16 protein-coding genes and 1 tRNA gene are annotated in these 19,834 nt (G+C 41.1%); 7 read left to right on the top strand and 10 right to left on the bottom strand.

Annotated features, from left to right (window positions below; translation table 11 throughout):
- Positions 1 to 12: 12 nt before the first annotated feature.
- From SJ2017_RS21950 to panP, 5 genes are all read left to right on the top strand, one after another.
- Positions 13 to 741 carry a sugar diacid recognition domain-containing protein gene (locus SJ2017_RS21950; RefSeq protein WP_420876299.1) on the top strand — a complete coding sequence of 243 codons (729 nt, stop codon included), beginning with the start codon at positions 13 to 15 and terminating at the stop codon, positions 739 to 741.
- On the top strand, positions 732 to 1,163 hold the full coding sequence (locus SJ2017_RS21945) for a PucR family transcriptional regulator (protein ID WP_420876298.1): 432 nt from the start codon (positions 732 to 734) through the stop codon (positions 1,161 to 1,163). Before SJ2017_RS21950 ends, SJ2017_RS21945 begins: the two co-directional genes overlap by 10 nt.
- A gap of 201 nt (positions 1,164 to 1,364) precedes the next feature.
- Complete coding sequence (locus SJ2017_RS07830; protein WP_080915407.1) at positions 1,365 to 2,723, top strand: GntP family permease; 1,359 nt, start codon at positions 1,365 to 1,367, stop codon at positions 2,721 to 2,723.
- Between the two features lie 63 nt (positions 2,724 to 2,786).
- Entirely contained in the window at positions 2,787 to 3,971 is a 1,185-nt protein-coding gene (locus SJ2017_RS07825) for a glycerate kinase (protein ID WP_080915406.1), read from the top strand.
- A 130-nt stretch (positions 3,972 to 4,101) separates the two neighbouring features.
- Entirely contained in the window at positions 4,102 to 5,754 is a 1,653-nt protein-coding gene (gene panP, locus SJ2017_RS07820; protein WP_080915405.1) for a pyridoxal-dependent aspartate 1-decarboxylase PanP, read from the top strand.
- Positions 5,755 to 5,841: 87 nt separating this feature from the next.
- Here panP and secF read toward each other — a convergent pair whose 3' ends face one another.
- From secF to SJ2017_RS07795, 5 genes are all read right to left on the bottom strand, one after another.
- Complete coding sequence (secF, locus tag SJ2017_RS07815; protein WP_080915404.1) at positions 5,842 to 6,771, bottom strand: protein translocase subunit SecF; 930 nt, start codon at positions 6,769 to 6,771, stop codon at positions 5,842 to 5,844.
- A complete protein-coding gene (gene secD / locus SJ2017_RS07810) occupies positions 6,771 to 8,561 on the bottom strand; it encodes a protein translocase subunit SecD (RefSeq protein WP_156003434.1) in 1,791 nt (596 codons plus the stop codon). Before secD ends, secF begins: the two co-directional genes overlap by 1 nt.
- A 141-nt stretch (positions 8,562 to 8,702) precedes the next feature.
- The gene (locus tag SJ2017_RS07805) at positions 8,703 to 9,191 is read right to left on the bottom strand and encodes a hypothetical protein (RefSeq protein ID WP_080915403.1); all 489 of its coding nucleotides are present in this window, start codon (positions 9,189 to 9,191) and stop codon (positions 8,703 to 8,705) included.
- A 182-nt stretch (positions 9,192 to 9,373) separates the two neighbouring features.
- Complete coding sequence (locus SJ2017_RS07800) at positions 9,374 to 9,718, bottom strand: cupin domain-containing protein (RefSeq protein WP_080915402.1); 345 nt, start codon at positions 9,716 to 9,718, stop codon at positions 9,374 to 9,376.
- 628 nt (positions 9,719 to 10,346) lie between these two features.
- Positions 10,347 to 10,437 (bottom strand) — tRNA-Ser (locus SJ2017_RS07795).
- 255 nt (positions 10,438 to 10,692) lie between these two features.
- Between SJ2017_RS07795 and SJ2017_RS07790 the strand changes: the two genes are divergently transcribed.
- Complete coding sequence (locus SJ2017_RS07790) at positions 10,693 to 12,432, top strand: AAA family ATPase (RefSeq protein WP_065109212.1); 1,740 nt, start codon at positions 10,693 to 10,695, stop codon at positions 12,430 to 12,432.
- A 72-nt stretch (positions 12,433 to 12,504) separates the two neighbouring features.
- Positions 12,505 to 13,020 (top strand): bifunctional 3-hydroxydecanoyl-ACP dehydratase/trans-2-decenoyl-ACP isomerase, encoded by a 516-nt coding sequence (gene fabA / locus SJ2017_RS07785; RefSeq protein WP_055022980.1) that lies wholly within the window; start codon positions 12,505 to 12,507, stop codon positions 13,018 to 13,020.
- A 160-nt stretch (positions 13,021 to 13,180) separates the two neighbouring features.
- Here fabA and rmf read toward each other — a convergent pair whose 3' ends face one another.
- From rmf to rlmKL, 5 genes are all read right to left on the bottom strand, one after another.
- The gene (rmf, locus tag SJ2017_RS07780) at positions 13,181 to 13,357 is read right to left on the bottom strand and encodes a ribosome modulation factor (protein ID WP_055022981.1); all 177 of its coding nucleotides are present in this window, start codon (positions 13,355 to 13,357) and stop codon (positions 13,181 to 13,183) included.
- Between the two features lie 196 nt (positions 13,358 to 13,553).
- Complete coding sequence (locus tag SJ2017_RS07775) at positions 13,554 to 15,446, bottom strand: DUF3466 family protein (RefSeq protein WP_080915401.1); 1,893 nt, start codon at positions 15,444 to 15,446, stop codon at positions 13,554 to 13,556.
- Positions 15,447 to 15,471: 25 nt separating this feature from the next.
- Entirely contained in the window at positions 15,472 to 17,397 is a 1,926-nt protein-coding gene (locus tag SJ2017_RS07770; protein ID WP_080915400.1) for an ABC transporter ATP-binding protein, read from the bottom strand.
- A complete protein-coding gene (locus tag SJ2017_RS07765; RefSeq protein ID WP_055022984.1) occupies positions 17,394 to 17,639 on the bottom strand; it encodes a glutaredoxin family protein in 246 nt (81 codons plus the stop codon). The genes SJ2017_RS07770 and SJ2017_RS07765 overlap by 4 nt, the downstream gene beginning before the upstream one ends.
- Positions 17,640 to 17,660: 21 nt before the next feature.
- Positions 17,661 to 19,808, bottom strand: a complete 2,148-nt coding sequence (rlmKL, locus tag SJ2017_RS07760; RefSeq protein ID WP_080917435.1) for a bifunctional 23S rRNA (guanine(2069)-N(7))-methyltransferase RlmK/23S rRNA (guanine(2445)-N(2))-methyltransferase RlmL — start codon at positions 19,806 to 19,808, stop codon at positions 17,661 to 17,663.
- Positions 19,809 to 19,834 lie beyond the last annotated feature (26 nt).

Raw genomic sequence — 19,834 nt, 5'->3', positions numbered from 1 at the left:
TGTGAGTAACTCATGTATGTAATTGACAGTGCTATCGCCAATAAAATTGTAAACAGAACCATGAAAATCATTGGCCACAATATCAATGTGATGAATGCTCAAGGGGTTATTCTAGGATCGGGAACAAATGAGCGAATTGGCGCTGTCCATGAAGGTGCATTATTGGCTATAAGCCAGAATCGTAATGTAGAAATTAACCAAGAGATTGCCCCAAGTTTACATGGGGTTAAATCAGGGCTAAATCTTCCCCTACATTATCAAGGGCAAATTGTCGGCGTGATAGGTATTACCGGCAACCCATCAGAGTTAGCTCAGTATGGCGAACTACTGAAAATGACAGCAGAAATGATTGTCGAACAAGCCAATCTACAAGATCAACTACAGTGGCAAAATAGACAAAAAGAAGAATTCATTTTGCAACTCATTCGCGCCGAAGAAAAGGACGTTGATCAGTTAACTCACTGGGGACATCAGCTTAGTATTGACGTAAAAGAAGAGCGTGTTGTCGCCATTATCGAAATTGAATCTGTAAACCAGCAGCAGGTTCATAATAACCAAGCACTAAAGCAAATGGTGCATTTACTGCAGTATCCCGACAGAAATAACTTGATTGCAATGACTTCACTCAATCAATTAGTCATTTTGAAGCCTGCCTTTTTAGATGGACGCCAATGGGATCCAGCGCTCGAAAGCCATCGTATCGATAAGTTATTGCAACGTATCCCGCCAACATGGAGCTAAAGCTCAACATTGCTTTAGGGCATTTCTTCGGTGGTGTAGAAGGAATAGCAAAATCCTATCGAACCGCGAAAGAAACCCTTGCCATTGGCAAAAGTCTTAACCCAGAGAAAAATAAATACTTATATGAAGATTACGCACTGCAAGTCATCTTTACCGGACTGAAACAACATTGGCGTGGTGACGCCCTAGCAGCACCTTATTTAAAACTCGTTCATGCAGACAAAAATGGCGTATTACAAAAAACCTTAGCGGTTTACATTCAACATATTGGCGATCATAAAAGTTGTGCTGAAGTGCTGTTTATTCATCGCAACACATTGAGATATAGACTGGATAAAATTCAGCAAATAACTGGAACAAACTTACAAGAATTTCAGCATTTGCTTAATCTATATCTTGGGCAAATCATGTTTCAGGCCTAAACCATGATAGTTTTCTTCAGCTGAAACAATCAAAAGTCATCAAAATAACCGATCACAACTCACAACCTGCGCACCTGCACAAACAAATACCCTGTATACATAATAATTCTGTGAAATAGCACAAAGCAAATAGATATCATTTTTTCAATAATACGCCTACAAAAACAACATACCTTAATACCCTAAATAGAGTAGTTATCAATGAGCATGATCTTGATATTAATTGGCGTAATTGCATTTATTGTTATTGCGACATCTAAATTTAAATTACACCCTTTTCTAACACTAATTTTAGCTTCTTTTTTAGCAGCCTTTGCTTATGGTTTGCCAAGTGCAGACATTGCTAAAACTATCACCACAGGCTTTGGGGGCATATTAGGCTATATTGGCCTTGTTATCGTGTTAGGTACTATTATCGGTACTATTCTTGAAAAAAGCGGCGCTGCCATCACCATGGCTGACGTAGTCATTAAAGTGCTTGGAAAACGCTTTCCAACATTAACCATGTCCATTATTGGTTATATTGTCTCGATCCCAGTATTTTGTGATTCAGGTTTTGTCATTTTAAATTCATTAAAACAATCTATGGCAAACCGCATGAAGGTATCGAGTGTATCAATGAGCGTAGCTTTAGCTACAGGTTTATACGCAACCCATACTTTTGTGCCACCTACACCAGGTCCTATCGCTGCAGCCGGTAACCTCGGGCTAGAAAACCAGCTAGGGCTTGTAATTGCTGTCGGGGTGTTTATTGCCGCTATTGCCGCACTTGCCGGAACATTATGGGCAAACCGCTTCGCAAACGAGCAACCCGATGGCGAAGGTGCAGAAGAGCTTAATGACAAATTAGAAGATTATGAAGCGCTAAAAAGCAGTTATGGCGAACTGCCAAGCCCAGCTAAAGCCTTTGCACCAATCTTTGTGCCGATACTGCTGATTTGCTTAGGTTCAATAGCCAACTTCCCGTCGGCACCATTAGGTAAAGATAACTTATTTGATATTTTAATGTTCTTGGGCCAACCCGTTAATGCACTTATGATTGGTTTGTTGTTAGCCATTCCGCTACTAAAAAGCACTGATAAAGTGAAAGAGTTCAGCGAGCGTATTAGCCAAGGCTTAATCGTAGCCGCTCCTATTTTGTTAATTACTGGTGCAGGCGGTGCTTTCGGAGCCGTTCTTAAAGCCACTGAAATTGGTACATACCTTGGCAGTAGCTTATCGGCACTTGGTGTCGGTATTTTCATGCCATTCATCGTCGCTGCAGCACTTAAATCAGCACAAGGCTCATCGACTGTTGCCTTGGTTGCTACTTCAGCGCTTGTCGCTCCGTTATTAGGCGATATTGGCTTAGCGAGTGATATGGGACGAGTACTCACAGTGATGGCGATTGGTGCAGGTGCAATGACAGTGTCACATGCTAACGACAGCTTTTTCTGGGTTGTTACGCAATTTAGCCGCATGAGTGTAAAACAAGCTTATCGAGCACAAACAATGGCAACTCTGGTACAAGGTCTTACCGCGATGACCCTAGTGTACCTACTCAGCCTCGTTCTTCTATAAATACCCTTTCGTCCCGCTCAGCTCTTTGCTGAGTGGGGCTTTCTAAAACCTAAGAGAATTGTTATGAAAATAGTCATTGCCCCTGACTCATTCAAAGAGAGCCTTAGTGCATTAGGTGTTGCTAATGCAATAGAGGAAGGATTTAAACGAATTTTCCCTGATGCAGAATATTGTAAAGTACCAATGGCCGATGGCGGCGAAGGCACAGTACAAGCAATGGTTGACGCAACCAACGGGCAATTAGTGACTCTTCAGGTTACAGGGCCAGATGGTCAACCGGTATCTGCGCATTACGGTATCTTAGGGGCTGAGAATTCAGTAGAGGGGAGCGATAATCTCGCTCCCCAAAAACTGACAGCAGTCATCGAAATGGCAGAAGCTTCAGGGTTGCATCATATTAAACGCGATCGCAGAAATCCGATGCTTACCACCAGCTACGGCACAGGTGAATTGATCCGAGACGCGCTTGATCGTGGCATACGCCACATAATATTGGGACTAGGTGGCAGTGCGACCAATGACGGTGGTGCAGGTATGGCTCAAGCGCTTGGTTTTACCTTACTCACCAGCCAAGGCAATGCTATAACTTACGGCGCAGCAGGTTTAACCCAATTGGCAAGTATTAATACTGATGAGGTTCACCCGCTTTTGAGCAACTGCCAAATCGATGTGGCGTGTGATGTTGACAACCCGTTATGTGGCCCTAACGGCGCCTCGGCAATATTTGGCCCGCAAAAAGGGGCGACGCCTCAAATGGTAACAGAACTCGACAATGCCCTTAGACATTTTGCATCCATCGTTAACAACACCAGCCAGTTATCCTTAGTTAACGATATAGACTTATTTCCTGGTGCTGGGGCAGCTGGCGGAATGGGATTTGGGGTAATGGCATTACTTGACGCTAAATTACAGCCTGGGGTTGATATTGTCGTACAAGCCGTCAAATTAGCTGAAAAAATGGATAAGGCAAATCTTGTTATCACAGGTGAAGGCAGAATGGATAGTCAAACCCTCAGTGGTAAAACACCTATGGGCGTGATGCAACAGGCGATAAAACAAGATATCCCCGTGATTGGTATTGCTGGGTGTTTAGGTCAAGGTGCTGAGGATATTCTGGCTCAGGGCATGACAGCGATATTTCCAATCATTCCTTCGTTATCCCCACTGGATGATATTTTAGCCAATGCCCATAATAACTTGGTAAACACTGCGCAAAATATCGCCGCAAGCTTGAAACTTTCAATATAAAAACGACCGTTTGAAGCAAAAACTTGCTGCCAAATAATCCATGCAGTAAAGTTAGCCCTCATAATCGCCATGAAATCACCTTCAAAAAGAGTGATTCATGGCTGAAAAATAAAAATGATGGCACGATTAAATGACCACTAAGAACGACCGCAAAGCCCAAGCATCTGAAGATAGTCTATTACGTATTTTTACCGTACCAGAAGATGCAGAATCAACGTTAAGTATCATTGAACAAAAGCTCTCTGAAGATTTAGCGGGATTCTTGGGTAAAAGCATTGCAGCTTTAGAGAAACCTTTATCACTGATTGAACAAGACTTCAGGACATTTCAGATCCCTGATGCCCCACGCTTTGTTTCTGATTATACTGATGAAATCATGCAAAACTTGGTCGCTCACTCAGTACATACCTCTGCCCCGAGCTTTATCGGTCATATGACTTCGGCATTACCATATTTTGTACTGCCACTGTCTAAAATGATGGTTGGCCTGAATCAAAACTTGGTCAAAATTGAAACTTCAAAAGCTTTCACCCCGCTTGAACGTCAAGTCTTGGGCATGATGCACCACCTTATATATGGCCAAAATGATTCGTTTTATGAACAGTGGATGCATAGTGCAAACTACTCTTTAGGCGCCTTTTGTTCTGGTGGAACCGTTGCCAATATCACTGCACTGTGGATTGCACGCAACCAATTATTGAAAGCAGATGGACATTTTAAAGGCATAAACCGTGAAGGTTTACCCAAGGCCTTAAAACATTATGGTTTTGAGGACATCGCCATACTGGTATCTGAACGCGGCCATTACTCCATTGGAAAAACCGCTGATTTGTTAGGAATCGGTCGTGATAATATCATCAGTATTCCAACCACAGCTGACAATAAAGTTGATGTTACAAAAATGCGTCAAACAGCCAAACAGCTAGCCAGTGACAATATAAAAGTCATGGCAATTGTTGGCGTAGCGGGTACTACTGAAACAGGTAATATTGATCCCTTAGCTGAGCTTGCTGAGTTAGCACGAGAACTTGATTGTCACTTTCATGTGGACGCGGCATGGGGTGGCGCAAGTTTATTATCAAACAAATATCGCTATTTGCTTGATGGTATAGAACAAGCTGACTCTGTCACAATCGATGCCCATAAACAAATGTACGTTCCTATGGGCGCGGGTATGGTGTTATTTAAAGATCCGGAACTTGCCAATGCCATTGCTCATCACGCTGAATATATTTTACGTGTCGGCTCTAAGGACTTAGGGAGTCAAACCCTTGAAGGCTCAAGACCTGGTATGGCTATGTTAGTCCATGCCTGTTTGCAAATTATTGGCGGTGACGGCTATGAAATTTTAATCAATAACAGCCTTGAAAAAGCCCGCTACTTTGCTGACTGTATTGTCGAACACAGAGACTTTGAGCTTATTACTCACCCTGAATTGTGCATTTTAACCTATCGATTTGTACCGCACTCAGTACAACAAGCTATTGATGATGCCGTGGAACGGGGTGACGTTAAGTTTGTCACAACATGTAATGAACTTCTCGATGGCTTAACCCAATTCATTCAAAAGCATCAACGTGAACAAGGTAAATCATTCGTGTCACGTACTCGGATAAAACCAGCCAAATATCTGCGTAAAGACACCACAGTATTTAGAGTTGTTTTAGCTAATCCGCTTACCACTGAAACCATATTAAAAGACGTGTTAGCGGAACAAAGCGATATTGCACAGCTTGATAAGCAGTATCTGCCACGCTTGCTAGAATTGTGCAAAGTTACCTAAATAAGATAGGTTACACTCCATTGGTCTTCATAAAAAACCAGCCAAACGGCTGGTTTTTTAAACGCTAAACATTAACGCCGCAATACCTTAAGTGTAGCCTTCTTCAACCTCTATTGGCCGCACAATATAATCACTCGCTTTTAAACCAAACCATTGTGGTAACGTTACTCCTAGTGCCACAGATGAACAGGTTCCACAAACGATCCCGACGAATAATGCAACAGAGAAGCCTTGCAAGCTGTCGCCAGCCAAAAGCCAAAGGCTTGATACAGTGACTAATGTTGTCCCCGATGTGACTAAAGTTCTTGAAAAAGTTGCTTTAACAGCGTCATCAATAATAGGAGCCGTCTTAGATTCTGGGCGCATTCTCATCAACTCCCTCACTCTATCAGCAATAATGATTGAGTCATTCAATGAGTAACCAAGCACCGCCAATAAGGCCGCCAATACCGTTAAGTTAAACTCCAATTGAAATAGAGAGAACATGCCCAATACGATAACAATATCCGTAATCAACGCCATTAAAGCACCTGATGCCAATCGCCAATCAAACCGCATACTCAAATACACCATAATTAATAATAAGCATGCAATGACCGCTAAGCCGCCCTGTTCAACCATTTCTTGTCCAACTTGTGGGCCAACAACACTGTTGCTGTATACTTGCACGGAATCACTGACTGGTAACAGCTGTTGCGTAATACTGAGATCGGGTAATTCATCATGGTTATAACGGATTGTCCACTGACCTGCTTGCGCGCCTTGAGTCACTTGCACATCTTGTTTAAGCACTTTATCTAAATGCGCTTTTAACTCACTACTTGCCACGGTTTGGTCAATCGCGACTTCAGCCACTACTCCACCAGTAAAATCGAGCCCCCAGTTAAACCCTTTAACGCCCATAATCGTCATTGAAACGACTAATAATATTAAAGATACCCCTGTCATAAAGCATCGTAATTGGGTCAATATTGATGTTGGTGCCGTTAAAGACAATCTCTCAATTAATTTTTTCATTATATTTTAACCATACGACGCTGATCGCGTCCCCAAATAAGATTAATGATGACTCTAGATAAAAAGATCCCAGTGAACATACTGGTTAGAAGACCTAATCCCAATGTAAGTGCAAAACCTTGAATAGGACCATTACCAATCGAATAGAGTGCGATTGCAACAATCATAGTGGTTAAATTAGCATCCCAAATGGAAGAGAAAGCGCTATCAAAGCCTGTGTTTATAGATTGAGCAAAACTGTAACCTTGTTTCATTTTGTCTCTAACACGCTCAAAAATAAGCACATTGGTATCAACGGCCATACCAACAGTAAGTACTAACCCTGCAATACCTGGCATAGTGAGTACTGCGCCAGGAATTAAAGCAATTAACCCCACTAACATGACTAAGTTAATGCACAATGCTGAATTAGCAACCCAACCTAAGCGGCGATACCATAATGCGATAAACGTCAGTGTTAATCCCAAGCCTAATGCTAAAGCAGCAAAGCCGTTCTTAACATTTTCAGCTCCAAGAGTAGGTCCTATGGTACGCTCTTCAACAATGGTGACTGGTGCAGTTAGCGAGCCTGCACTTAACAACAAGGCAAGTTGCTGCGCCTCAGCAAGATTTCCACTACCAGTGATCTGAAAACGACTACCTAACTGAGCTTGAATCGTTGCAACACTAATGACCTCACTGTTTTTAATGCTAGTACCATCTCGACCTTGTGTGTACTCGTTATAAACCGTTGCCATAGGCTGGCCAATGTTTGCCCGAGAATGATGTGACATTTTTCTCCCCCCTGCAGAATCGAGCACTAAATTCACTTCTGCCAGTCCCATTTCACCAATGCTAGCCCTCGCATCAATAATATGCTCACCACCGAAGATAGCGTTTCTATTGAGGTAAACAGGCTTTCCATTTTCATCATTAATAACTAATGCACCGGGTGAGCGTTCACTGACTAAGCTATGAAATGATAATGATGCCGTTGCGCCAATAACGTCCTTAGCTGCAGCTGGGTCTTGTACGCCAGGTAATTCAATCCTTATTCTTGATTGACCCTGTCTTTGTACCGATGCTTCAGTAATCCCTAAATGTTCAATTCGACTGCGCATAATTTGTAAATTTTGTAGCACTGTAGATGCACGTAACGCGTCTCTTTCTTCTTCGGTTTGACTCAATATTAATTGATTATTACTGACTGCTCTTTGCCATTGCGGAAACTCTTCACGAGCAACTGAAATCGCCTCTTGTAAGCTTTCTGACGACCTAAAACTTAAATAAACGCTATCATCGACATGGCGACCAGTTGAGCCTCTGACTTTAGCGCGAAACTCATCCATAACCACCTGCCGGTGGGCGTGATAAACAGGCTCCATATCCACATCAAGTAAGAATTGCACTCCACCACGTAAATCCAAACCTAACTTGATTGGCGCAAAGCCTAAGTTGGTTAGCCAATCAGGCGCTGAAGGTTCCATCGCTAGCGCAATAACTTCACCCTCAATGAGGTGCTGCTCCATAACATCTTTTGCTTTAGCTTGTTGATTATCATCTTGTAATACAATAATCGTTTGTCCATTTGTTTGATGGATAGCTGTTGTTGCTATATCGGCCTGAGTGAGATATTTCGACACAGCAAGAACATCAATAGTTTGGTTAGGATGCTTAATATGTACTGAAGCCTGTTCGCCGTACCATGAAGGTAAAGCGCTTAAAAATAAAATCACGATGCTGACGCTCAGCACGATATATTTCCAAATCGCATTACGATTTAGAGGTTGGTGTTGTTTTTTGTTCACAATAAAATTCTCTGACAATACAAAACACAAGGCACTGTTCGAGCTTATTGATAACGCATGGCATTCCTTAAAGGAGCTTCGCGGTTCAATAATCAAAAGCTCACGGTAAAATTCCGATAAATATCGGATTTCAAGCCAAAGAAATTAAGCTAGACGTTGATGGTTATGGCTATACAGACTATTGCCATCTTTCCAACCGGAAACACGGGATATTGCGGAGCTCAGCTGGCTGGTCCAGTGATTAACAAACTTGGGAGTTGAGATTGGAGCAATATAGCGATTAAAAATCATCGGTTCAAAAAAAGCGATGAGAAGGGAGTAATTGGGTTTTTCGCCGATACCTGCGCGGTTATCATGACTCACGACTCGGCGAAAATCATTGAGAAAATCAAAGCGCTCAATGTCACTGATAAGTGGCAAATCTTTTACAGGCTCAATGTGAGTTTGATTAAAGCTGGTTTCAAGCTCTGTGTGTAAAGCGACATCATTCACAATGGGGTTAATATGGCTAACTTGATAACTTATTGAAGGCCCAGAAACGTGTAAAGCTGGGTTTCCCTCGGCAGCAATCATCGTGGAGAATAAACTCAACGATAAAAATAACACTATAAATGCTAAGCCACGGGTTATCACGATACTATTCCTTAATGATGTAGAGCGATTATAGGCAATCACTTACAAGTTAACACTCAATTTTTAGAGTAATAAGACTCCCCCTCAGGACAAAGAAAAAATAAACCATAAAAATCAGACAACTACATAAAGTTAATAATAATTAATAACAAGTGACTCATTCTACAAATAGTTTTATAAAGTTAACCTTGTTCTATCTTATCCCCATGACTTGGTGGCGTAGAGGTCACCGTGAATACCAACTCTCTATTATGTTGATTACTTAATTGGTGGGCTTTGCCAGCACCGACATGAACCCCTTGCAACGGATTAACAGTCAATACTTCACCCTCCACTTCTATCGTTGCTATACCCGATAAAACGAAAAAAAACTGCTCTGATTTCTGGTGAAAGTGCCGAGATTCAAAGCTACCTGGTGGCACACGCTCTTGGATAACACTTAATTGCTTTGATTTCACCAGATGCCAACCATCACAATTATTTCCCCATATATAATGCTCTGCTGATTGCTGACTTATAACTGACAAACTTGCTCCTAGATAAGTTAGATAGTTCCTTAACGGTTTGAATAGTTACCCTAATCAATCAAGATACAAAATCCAACACATATGTGGCCATTTATAAAAAACGCAAAGCCCGTTAATTCCAAATTTTGAAAGCAAAAAGCCCACTACAAAATAGCGGGCTTCTCTAAATATGGCTAAGAGATAGGGATTTGAACCCTATATTGATGCACTACAAACCCATTGCCAATATTTCAAAATACAGAAAGCAAAAAGCCCACTACAAAATAGCGGGCTTCTCTAAATATGGCTAAGAGATAGGGATTTGAACCCTATATTGATGCACTACAAACCCATTGCCAATATTTCAAAATACAGAAAGCAAAAAGCCCGTTACTTTGCAGTAACGGGCTTTTCTAAATATGGCGCAGAGATAGCGGTTTGAACCCTACATTGACACGCTACAAACCATTTCATTAAAAGTTCGAATCCAGACACAAAAGAGCCCGCTATTGCTAGCGGGCTTTTTCGATAAATATGGCTAAGAGGTAGGGATTTGAACCCTACATTGATTACGCTACAAACCCATTGCCAATATTTCAAAATCAAAAAAACAAAAAGCCCGCTATAAAATAGCGGGCTTCTTTAAATATGGCGGAGAGATAGGGATTTGAACCCTAGATGGGCTACAAACCCATGCCGGTTTTCAAGACCGGTGCATTCGACCACTCTGCCATCTCTCCGAACGCCGTGAATAATATAAGTATCAGCGGTCATTGTAAACCGTAAATTTTGAAAAATTATTCAAATGGTCATCAAATCGTCTTTTTAGATAATAATTAACCAAAACAAACCCACATTACGCAGTTAACCACGCCAATAAATAGGCTTATTTAAAATCGGTAGCGATTGTTATACGAATCATTTCAGCCATATGACGATGATATGACGACATAGTGTGCTAAAATCGCAATTAATTATTTCTAATACTTGTAGCTATGACCACAACTTTGATCCCGACGTCGCAACTTGCACCTCAATTCACTTTACCTCAGTCTTTACCGAGTACCGTTTACTTAAGCCATTTGCTATTAGGTCAAGAGCGAGCTGTCGAAGCTTTTCAGCTAATGACTAAGCTTGAGAATCAACATCTATTCTTGGCTGATTATGCGGGTATCGATCGTCAATTATTAATAAAAGCGATTGTCGAGCAAGCTGATACGCCATCTGACTCCTATTTAGTGGCCAGCAAAACACCCACTGAGGATTTGGATTTTAGTTTTCGATGGCAAACAGCATTGCCTGCAGCATCAGTTGGTATTATTGCAAGCCAAAATAAGTCATATCATTACCTCAGTGGCTCTATTCGCCGCGCTGAACTAATCGGAAGAATGGTTAAAACAGACAAGTCTAGCCAATATAAGGCAGGGATATTAGCCAGTCACCATTATGTATTCATCGACGTAGAGTCATTATGGAAGCGCGAAGGGCTTTGGGAATTTGTGATGCAAATTCTCCAAGATAATTGCTACAAAATTAACAGTGAACTTGCCCCTATTCCACTTAATTGTAAAATCATTTTAGTGGGTAATGCTAACTTATTCAGTCATTTGCGCTCTGAAGATCCGGTATTTTTAAAGTACTTCCCTTTGCTGGCTGAACTCAATTCAGAATTAGATCTAACCCAATACTCTGAAGCCCAATATTTACAGTGGTTACATAGCCTCGCAAAGCAAGTCGACGTTACATTAGAAACTTCAGCCCTAATGACGTTATTTTGGCATAGTGCAAAGCTCACTGAACACCAACAACGCTTAAGCCTATCAAGCATTTTATTATCACAATTAATGCTCCAAGCAGCGAGTTATACAACATCAAAAACGGTCAGCGGCACGTCAGTTACCAAAGCCATAAAACAAGCTAAACGTCGTCATGAAACCTCTGAGCTTTATGCCGCTCAAAACTTTGCAGATAATTTCATTAATTTGCAAACATCAGGTGAGATGATAGGCCAAATAAACGGATTAACTGTGGTCGATACCGACGATGCAAGCTACGGTGAGCCAGCCAGAATTACCACAACAGTTCATTATGGTGACGGCGAAGTTATCGATATTGAAAGAAAATCTGAATTAGGCGGTAACATTCATACTAAAGGCATGATGATCCTTTCAGCCTCTTTGTATCGTATATTCGGCCGCGATGCGCCATTACATTTGAATGCCAATATTGTATTTGAACAATCCTATCAAGAAATTGATGGTGATAGCGCCTCACTAGCAGAATATTGCTGTCTAATGTCAGCAATTGCGGAGCAACCTATTAATCAATCGATTGCAGTCACTGGCGCACTTGATCAATTTGGTAATGTCCAAGCAATTGGTGGGGTGAATGAAAAGATTGAAGGTTTCTATCGCTTATGTTTACAACGTGGATTAACCGGCGAACAAAGCGTCATTATTCCAAAAGCAAACGTGTTACAACTGAACCTGTCTCCTGAAATTATTGAAGCGGTTGCAAATGGTAAATTCCACATTCATGCCATTGAGCATATGGATCAGGCCATCAGTTTGTTAATGGACATTGAAGCAGGCCAGAGAAATGAAGACAATGATTTTCCTGAAAAATCTCTTTATGGTTTAGTTCAGCAACGCTTAGAAAAAATGGCGGGACAAGATGAAGAAGAGATTGAGCCGTCATTTTTACAACGAATTTTAATTAAATTACGGATAATCTAGTGATCGGAGTTGTTTAGCTTACACGTGTTCGCTATCTTGTCTACCTATTCTCGAATAAGTGGTAATTTTTAAATGGTAAAAGCTAATAGTTTCACAAAAGAAGAGCTAATCGCTTGCGGTAACGGTACCCTTTTTGCGCCTAACTCACCTCGCTTACCTGTTGATAATATGCTGATGATCGACAGAATTACCAAAATTAATGAAGATGGCGGTGAATTTGGCAAAGGCGAAATCGTCGCTGAACTCGATATAACACCTGAGTTATGGTTTTTTGATTGCCACTTCAATGGTGATCCCGTTATGCCTGGTTGCTTAGGTTTAGATGCCATGTGGCAATTAGTTGGTTTTTATCTCGGCTGGGAAGGCGCTGAAGGTAAAGGCCGTGCACTGGGTGTTGGTGAAGTTAAGTTTACTGGTCAAGTATTACCAGATGCCAAAAAAGTCACTTACAAGTTAACTTTAAAACGTAAAATACATCGTAAGTTGGTTATGGGAATTGCTGATGCAACAATGGAAGTTGATGGCCGCGAGATTTATTCTGCTACTGATCTAAAAGTCGGTATTTTCAAAGATACATCGACTTTTTAAGCAAACTTTTAATTGTCCGTGAATAAAAGTATCTAATCAGTTTAAAGTCACTTTAGCTGCCATTACTGCTTACTCAGAGCAAATATGATAAAGATATAGGTTGATACTACTTTAAAGCCCTCAACATCGTTTGAGGGCTTTTTTAATATGTGTTTCCTTACTATTTGTTAAACAATCCACTTAACCTGCCGTCAACACCTTCACGCCACCCGCCTAGCCATTGTGATTTAGAATCTAAAGTTCCATAAGGACAAATTTCTTTCGAGCGTCCAGCAATGCCTGCTTGGAATCCTTTAGAAAAAGCTCTATCTAGTCGATCTCTTTTTTGTCTTTTCATTAACACATCCTCGTTTTGTTAATTAAGCTTTTGGGTCGATAAATACCAAAGCTTCATCATTAGGAATAGGCGCTTTTTTAGACAAGATCAATGTCGATTTATGACAAATTTATGGGATTTTAATTAACGTACTGAGAAAAAACAGAAAAAAAAATCGAGGAAAAAACCTCGACTTTTTGTTCAAAAAATGCTCAAGCTAGTTTGCTTTTCGACGACGTAACCAAAGCAAAGGTAAACTTAACAACCAAGCCCAAGATGCAGCACCTTTACGCTCATATGGCTCGTCTTCTACTAAGTCAGACTCAGTACAGGCTTCTTGATTTCCTGCTGCTGGCTTAAGTACGACCATACGAGTTAAGAATGAAGTAACAGGATCGCCATTACCATCAATCTCAAATAATGGTGTACCGTTCTCACCCAAAATCAAATTACCATCAGTATCATATTGGTAAACTGGTTTACGAACAAAAGCAGTACCAACAATCGTACCTTCTTCATTGATACTGTTTGCTTCTACCACATAAAACTCAGAACCATAGGTAAGAATAGAGCCGTCACCATCAATCACTTCAATTGGGTGACGTGACCAATTACCGTCTTCATCTTGTTCATAACCTTTTGACTCACAGGTCAAATTGTCATTGATATTGATAAATTCATTATCATTCATGTTGAACAAGAAGGCAGCTTTCGGACGTGGCTTATCTTTATCATAAGTCACTTCAATATTACCGACGACTTGTCCGGCATTATTAATCGACTTAGGCTTGCTGGTTAGATCTGAGATGCCGTCTTGAAAGTCATCAGGAATAACAATTTCTGCACCTGGATCATTTATATCGTAATAGAAGAACTTTTCACGTAAGTAGCCACTGATGTATTTTTGTAAGCTACCAATCACGATACCGTTATCGTTAATATCGTATGCAATCGAGCTATAAACTGTATCACTGAAAATATCTGGATCAATCCAGTTATATTGGTAGTCACCATTGCTATCTTTTTGCCAGTAGGCAGCATCCTGGTACAAGTCATCTTCTTTACCATTACGGTATGTATGAGAGCGACCGACGACAACACCATCATTATTGATACCTAAACCTTGAGCAATGTAGTTCAGTGTTGAATCTTCGTCAGGTGTTAGCCCCAATGGAAGTTCTACGATGTTATCCTCAGGTATCGTATTATCAGCTTCAATTTGCCATACATGTGCACGTGTTTGGTAAGAAATATTACGTGTACCGTTTGATGGGTATTGATCTGCCTGAACACAGATTTCTACTGGAACTGGAAACTCAGCATCTTCGTTTTGGCTTGCGTCGATACAATCATCGATACGACCTGCACTGTACTCAATGATATCAGTACTTGCATAACCTGCGACTAGGTTATTATTGTTAACGGCAGCTGCTGCTGACCAACCACCTAGCTCAACAACAAAGTCATCTTCTTCACGAACATAAGTTTCGTATGAAGGGACAAGTTCAATTTCAGTACCGTCTGCAGTCACAGCCACGCCACGCAGTTCAAAATCTCGGTAATACCAAAACTCTTGGTCTTCGTCAGTGCCTTCGTAATCAATGGTTTTTTCAGGCGCTGTGTATGAACCCACTTTCACTTCTGAATCGTTCATACCATAAAAATAAGTATCAACAGAGTTAACCACTAACTCGCCTTCATCATCAACTTCTGTTGGTGGTGTTGTACCATTAATGCTGTAAAAGTTTGGATTCCATGGAGACTCAGGGTCATTTTCTTCCGCAGTGAAAGTGAAGTTATTCGCCACAATCGGTAAAAATACCGAATAGACAATCGCTTCTTCTGGCGCAATACCATCTTCAACGTCAATAACATCATCTTCGTCTTCATCATCAACAGATAATTTCTTTTTACCTTTTGATACGCCAACTAATTCATTATTTGCATTAACAGCTAATGCATAACCACGGCTGGTTCCGTCAACATTTCCTTTGAGATCAAAATCTTCAATATTAACGATTTCGTATACGGGTGCTGCTTGAACACTTCCTATAGCGCCTAGCACACTCAAGGCAACGACTGATAATGCCTTATCAAACTTCGACTTCATTTTAATTCCTATTGTTATTATGCGCTTACTTCAATGACTCGAGTTCTTCCCAACGTTCAAAGCAAGTGTCCAATTCCTGTTCTTTTGTTGCCAACGCTTGTAACACTGTGTTGACTTTATCTTGTGGTTGGCTATAAAAATCAGCCGAAGCCACAGTATTTTGTAACTCTTCTACCTCTTGCTCAAGCTTCTCCATTTTGGCGGGTAATTGATCTAACTCCCGTTGAAGCTTGAACGATAATTTTTTCGGTGCTGCAGCAGCCACTCTCTTCGGTTTTTCTTGCTTAGTTTCTGCAGGTGCTGATGGTATGACAACAGATGTTGCTTCAGGTTCCTCAGAATAAAATTTAGCGCCTTGAGAAACTGCATCATTATAGCCGCCAACATATTCGTGCCATGCACCATTACCGGCAAACCACCAACTACTGGTGACCGTATTATCAATAAATTCACGGTCATGACTTACAATCAGTAAGGTACCTTCAAAATCCGTTAGCAAAGACTCTAACAATTCTAGTGTCTCAACATCAAGGTCATTGGTTGGTTCATCAAGAATAATTAAGTTTGCAGGTCGTAACAGTAAGCGCGCTAACAATAACCGGTTTTTCTCACCACCAGATAAGGCTTTTACTGGCGTCCTTGCTCTGGCAGGTGAAAACAAGAAGTCTTGTAAATAGCTCAAAATATGGCGGTCTTGGCCATTAATGGTGACAGTACTTTTACCGTCGCCAACATTTTCTTCCACTGTTTTTTCAGGATCTAGCGCTTCACGATACTGGTCAAAGTAAGCAACCTCAAGTTTAGTGCCGACTTTAACTTCACCAGATTGTGGCGTTAACTGCTCAATCAATAACTTAATCAAGGTTGATTTACCACAGCCATTAGGACCAATCAGTGCAATTCTATCGCCGCGCATCACGGTTGAACTGAAGTTTTTAACTAAGTCTTTTTCAGGTAGGTTGTAATTTACATTTTTAATGTCGAAGACTAACTTACCTGAACGCTCTGAGTCACTGACATTCATCTTAGCGTTACCTTGACGATTTAAGCGTTCACTTCGCTCAACTCGTAAGGCTTTTAGCGCTCTTACTCGGCCTTCATTACGGGTACGACGAGCCTTAACGCCCTGTCTAATCCACGCTTCTTCTTCAGCCAGTTTCTTATCAAAATGAGCATTTTGTTCAGCTTCAACACGTAACCACTCTTGCTTACCTTCAAGGTACATTTTGTAGTTACCAGGCCAAGATGTGACAACCCCTCGGTCAAGGTCGACAATCCGTGTTGCCATGCGGTGAATAAATCCACGGTCATGACTCACAAATACAATGGCGCCTTTAAAACTTAATAAAAACTGCTCAAGCCATTCAATGGTGTCAATATCAAGGTGGTTAGTTGGTTCATCAAGGAGCAATAAATCTGGCTCGCTTACTAATGCACGAGCTAATGCAACCTTACGCTGCCAGCCACCAGATAATTCATTAAGTGGCTTATCAGGGTCAAGCCCTAGCAGTTCACAATTCTGTTTAATACGAGAATCTAAGTGCCAGCCATTGTTATGATCAAGTGACTCTTGTAAACGAGTCATTTGATTAAGCATTTTTTCCATCGCATCAGGATTGGCGGTTGCCACATCATGTGACAATTGGTGGTATCTATCTAATTGTTCACCAATCTCTTTAAGCCCAGCTGAAATATACTTATATACTGTACCCGTTTCTGCTTTAGGCGGGTCTTGCTGTAAGCGGCTAACATTGACATCAGAGGCAATATTGAATTCACCATCATCGAGTAATACGTCACCAGACAATACTTTCATTAAACTCGACTTACCTGCACCATTTCGGCCTACAATACAAACACGCTCACCCGGTAAAATGGTAAAGTCTGCGTTTTTCAATAATGGTGTGTAACCATACGCTAAAGAACCATTATTAATACGAACTAAACTCAAACGACGCTCCTAATAAAATCAGTTAGCTGTGACTCATCAAATGGCCAAAACAGCTCTTTATCACCCACAGATACCACTGGAATTGACACGCCATAGCGTGCAGCGAGATTTTCATCATCGCAGATATCAATATGTTGATAATGAATACCTAATTGCTCAACCAGGGCCTGAGCAATTTCACACAGATGACAACCATCTGTGTGATATAAAATCAAATGACTTTCTGTTGTTTTGCTTTGCAAACGATACCTCTTTGCGTCTATTTATTTAGCGTAAGGAGACTTTGCATGCGTAATTAACCACGTGTTATGGATATGCGGGTTGCGCTTATAATCCATTGGCAAGGTTTGGCTATCGATATTTTTAATATCCATTTTGTACTGGCTTAATAAATCGATGTCCATCTTAAACTTACGCTTGTTATTAGAGAAGATGATCTCACCATCTGGGCTAAGTAACTTAATTAAATCAACCAATAAAGCGGCGTGGTCACGCTGAACATCCCAACTGTCTTCCATTCTTTTAGAGTTGGAAAAAGTTGGTGGGTCGATGAAAATCAAATCAAATTGCTGGTCGCAGTCTTTAATCCATTGAATGCAGTTAGCTTGTTCAAATTGGTATTGTCTAACATTGAGATTATTAAGCTCAAAATTCTCTTTTGCCCAAGCAAGATAGGTATTAGACATATCGACGGTCGTTACCGACTTAGCACCGCCAAGTGCAGCATGGACTGACGCCGATCCCGTATAAGAAAACAAATTCAATACACGCTTGCCAGCAGATTTCTCGCCGACCAATTTACGCGTTAAACGATGGTCTAAAAATAGGCCTGTGTCTAAATAGCCAGTCAGATTTAACTTAAAGCGCGCATTATATTCTTGGGTAATAATCTCAAGCTTTTGCTCATCAAGTTTTTGGTATTGATTAGTGCCTTTTTGACGTTCACGGGTTTTAAGGGTAACTAAATCAGGGTCAATACCTAACGCAGCAGGAAGCGAAAGCAATACATCAGTAAGACGACGTTTGGTAACAGCCTCAGGAATACTGGCTGGCGCTGAATACTCCTGAATCACAACGTGATCGACATATTTATCAATAGCAACGTTATATTCAGGTAAATCGGCATCATAAATACGGTAACTATCGATACCCTCTTTTTTCGCCCATTTAGTCAGTTGCTTCATATTCTTTTTAATACGATTAGCAAATGCTGGCGAAATATCAGCAATATCGACGCCTTCTGGCAATACAGGCGCTTCACGACGGGTGCTTTTAGCATGTAAAGTGTACAAGTTAAAGCCACACTCTAATGCACCATTAAACATCTTCATTTGTTTATCAGCTTTAAGCTTCAAGGCTGACAATAATTCGATGTCACTACATAGCATGGCGATTTTCCATCCGCCAAAGTCTTTTTTGAACTTATCACCAAGTTGGTAATAAAGTTGTAATAACTCAGTGATGCTACCTAATCGTTCCCCGTAAGGCGGATTAGAAATTAAAAAACCTTCAGTAACTGGTGGGGTGACATTCAGCGCATCTGAAACGGAAAACTCGATCAAATCAGCGACACCGGCATTTTCAGCATTTTTCTTAGCTAATGCCACTAAGCGAGAATCGATATCAGATGCAAAAAACTTCACTTGGCAACGAGTCTTACCCAAAGAAGCACGTGCTTTAGCTTCCTGTAGTACAGCTTGCCAAACTGCGTCATCATGACGTTGCCAATGCTCAAACCCAAAACGTGCACGTTGCAAACCAGGGGCGATATCTGACGCCATTAATGCCGCTTCAATGACGACTGTTCCACTACCACAAAATGGGTCGAGCAAATCCGTTGGCTTGGCTTGCCAGCCACTACGGGCCAACATATTCGCTGCTAGATTTTCTTTTAGTGGTGCTTCACCTGTTGTGGCACGATACCCACGTTGATGCAATGAAGGCCCAGAAAAGTTAATCGATACTGTTAATTGATTATTTCTAAAGTGGGCGTCAATTCTAAATTCAGCATTTAACCGTTCAACGTCAGGACGGCACTCGCCATCATCACGAAAACGGTCTACGACTGCATCTTTAATTTTTAATGCACCGAATTGCGTATTATTGATAAAGCCACCCGTACCATGGAAGTCGATACTGAATGTACTCTTATTAGAAAAATGCGAAGGCCAATCAATACAGTAAGCTGCGTTATAAAGTTGCTCGGCTGACTCACAAGCCCCTTTATAGATAACCACGACAATGCGACTCGCTAGTCTTGTCCACAATGTAATTCTATAGGCAAGCTCAAGTGGAGCAGAAAAATATACGCCCGCAACGCTTTCCTTAACATCAGTAGCACCAAACTCTTTAAGCTCATTGGCTAAGCTATATTCAAAACCCTTAGGGGCTGCAGCAAAAAAATTTAACATGGAATTGGCAGTCATCATCTCACAGA

The sequence above is a fragment of the Shewanella japonica genome (genome assembly GCF_002075795.1).
In the GTDB taxonomy this organism is placed as follows: domain Bacteria; phylum Pseudomonadota; class Gammaproteobacteria; order Enterobacterales; family Shewanellaceae; genus Shewanella; species Shewanella japonica.
Note: the sequence above shows the minus strand (reverse complement) of the source record. Positions and strands in the feature narration are given on the sequence as shown.

Coding starts and splice junctions, on each gene's coding strand:
- SJ2017_RS07790 (WP_065109212.1), top strand. CDS start 10,693: ATGACCACAACTTTGATCCCGACGTCGCAACTTGCACCTCAATTCACT.
- SJ2017_RS07825 (WP_080915406.1), top strand. CDS start 2,787: ATGAAAATAGTCATTGCCCCTGACTCATTCAAAGAGAGCCTTAGTGCA.
- rlmKL (WP_080917435.1), bottom strand. CDS start 19,808: ATGTTAAATTTTTTTGCTGCAGCCCCTAAGGGTTTTGAATATAGCTTA.
- SJ2017_RS21950 (WP_420876299.1), top strand. CDS start 13: ATGTATGTAATTGACAGTGCTATCGCCAATAAAATTGTAAACAGAACC.
- SJ2017_RS07775 (WP_080915401.1), bottom strand. CDS start 15,446: ATGAAGTCGAAGTTTGATAAGGCATTATCAGTCGTTGCCTTGAGTGTG.
- rmf (WP_055022981.1), bottom strand. CDS start 13,357: ATGAAAAGACAAAAAAGAGATCGACTAGATAGAGCTTTTTCTAAAGGA.
- secF (WP_080915404.1), bottom strand. CDS start 6,771: ATGAAAAAATTAATTGAGAGATTGTCTTTAACGGCACCAACATCAATA.
- fabA (WP_055022980.1), top strand. CDS start 12,505: ATGGTAAAAGCTAATAGTTTCACAAAAGAAGAGCTAATCGCTTGCGGT.
- panP (WP_080915405.1), top strand. CDS start 4,102: ATGACCACTAAGAACGACCGCAAAGCCCAAGCATCTGAAGATAGTCTA.
- SJ2017_RS21945 (WP_420876298.1), top strand. CDS start 732: ATGGAGCTAAAGCTCAACATTGCTTTAGGGCATTTCTTCGGTGGTGTA.
- SJ2017_RS07830 (WP_080915407.1), top strand. CDS start 1,365: ATGAGCATGATCTTGATATTAATTGGCGTAATTGCATTTATTGTTATT.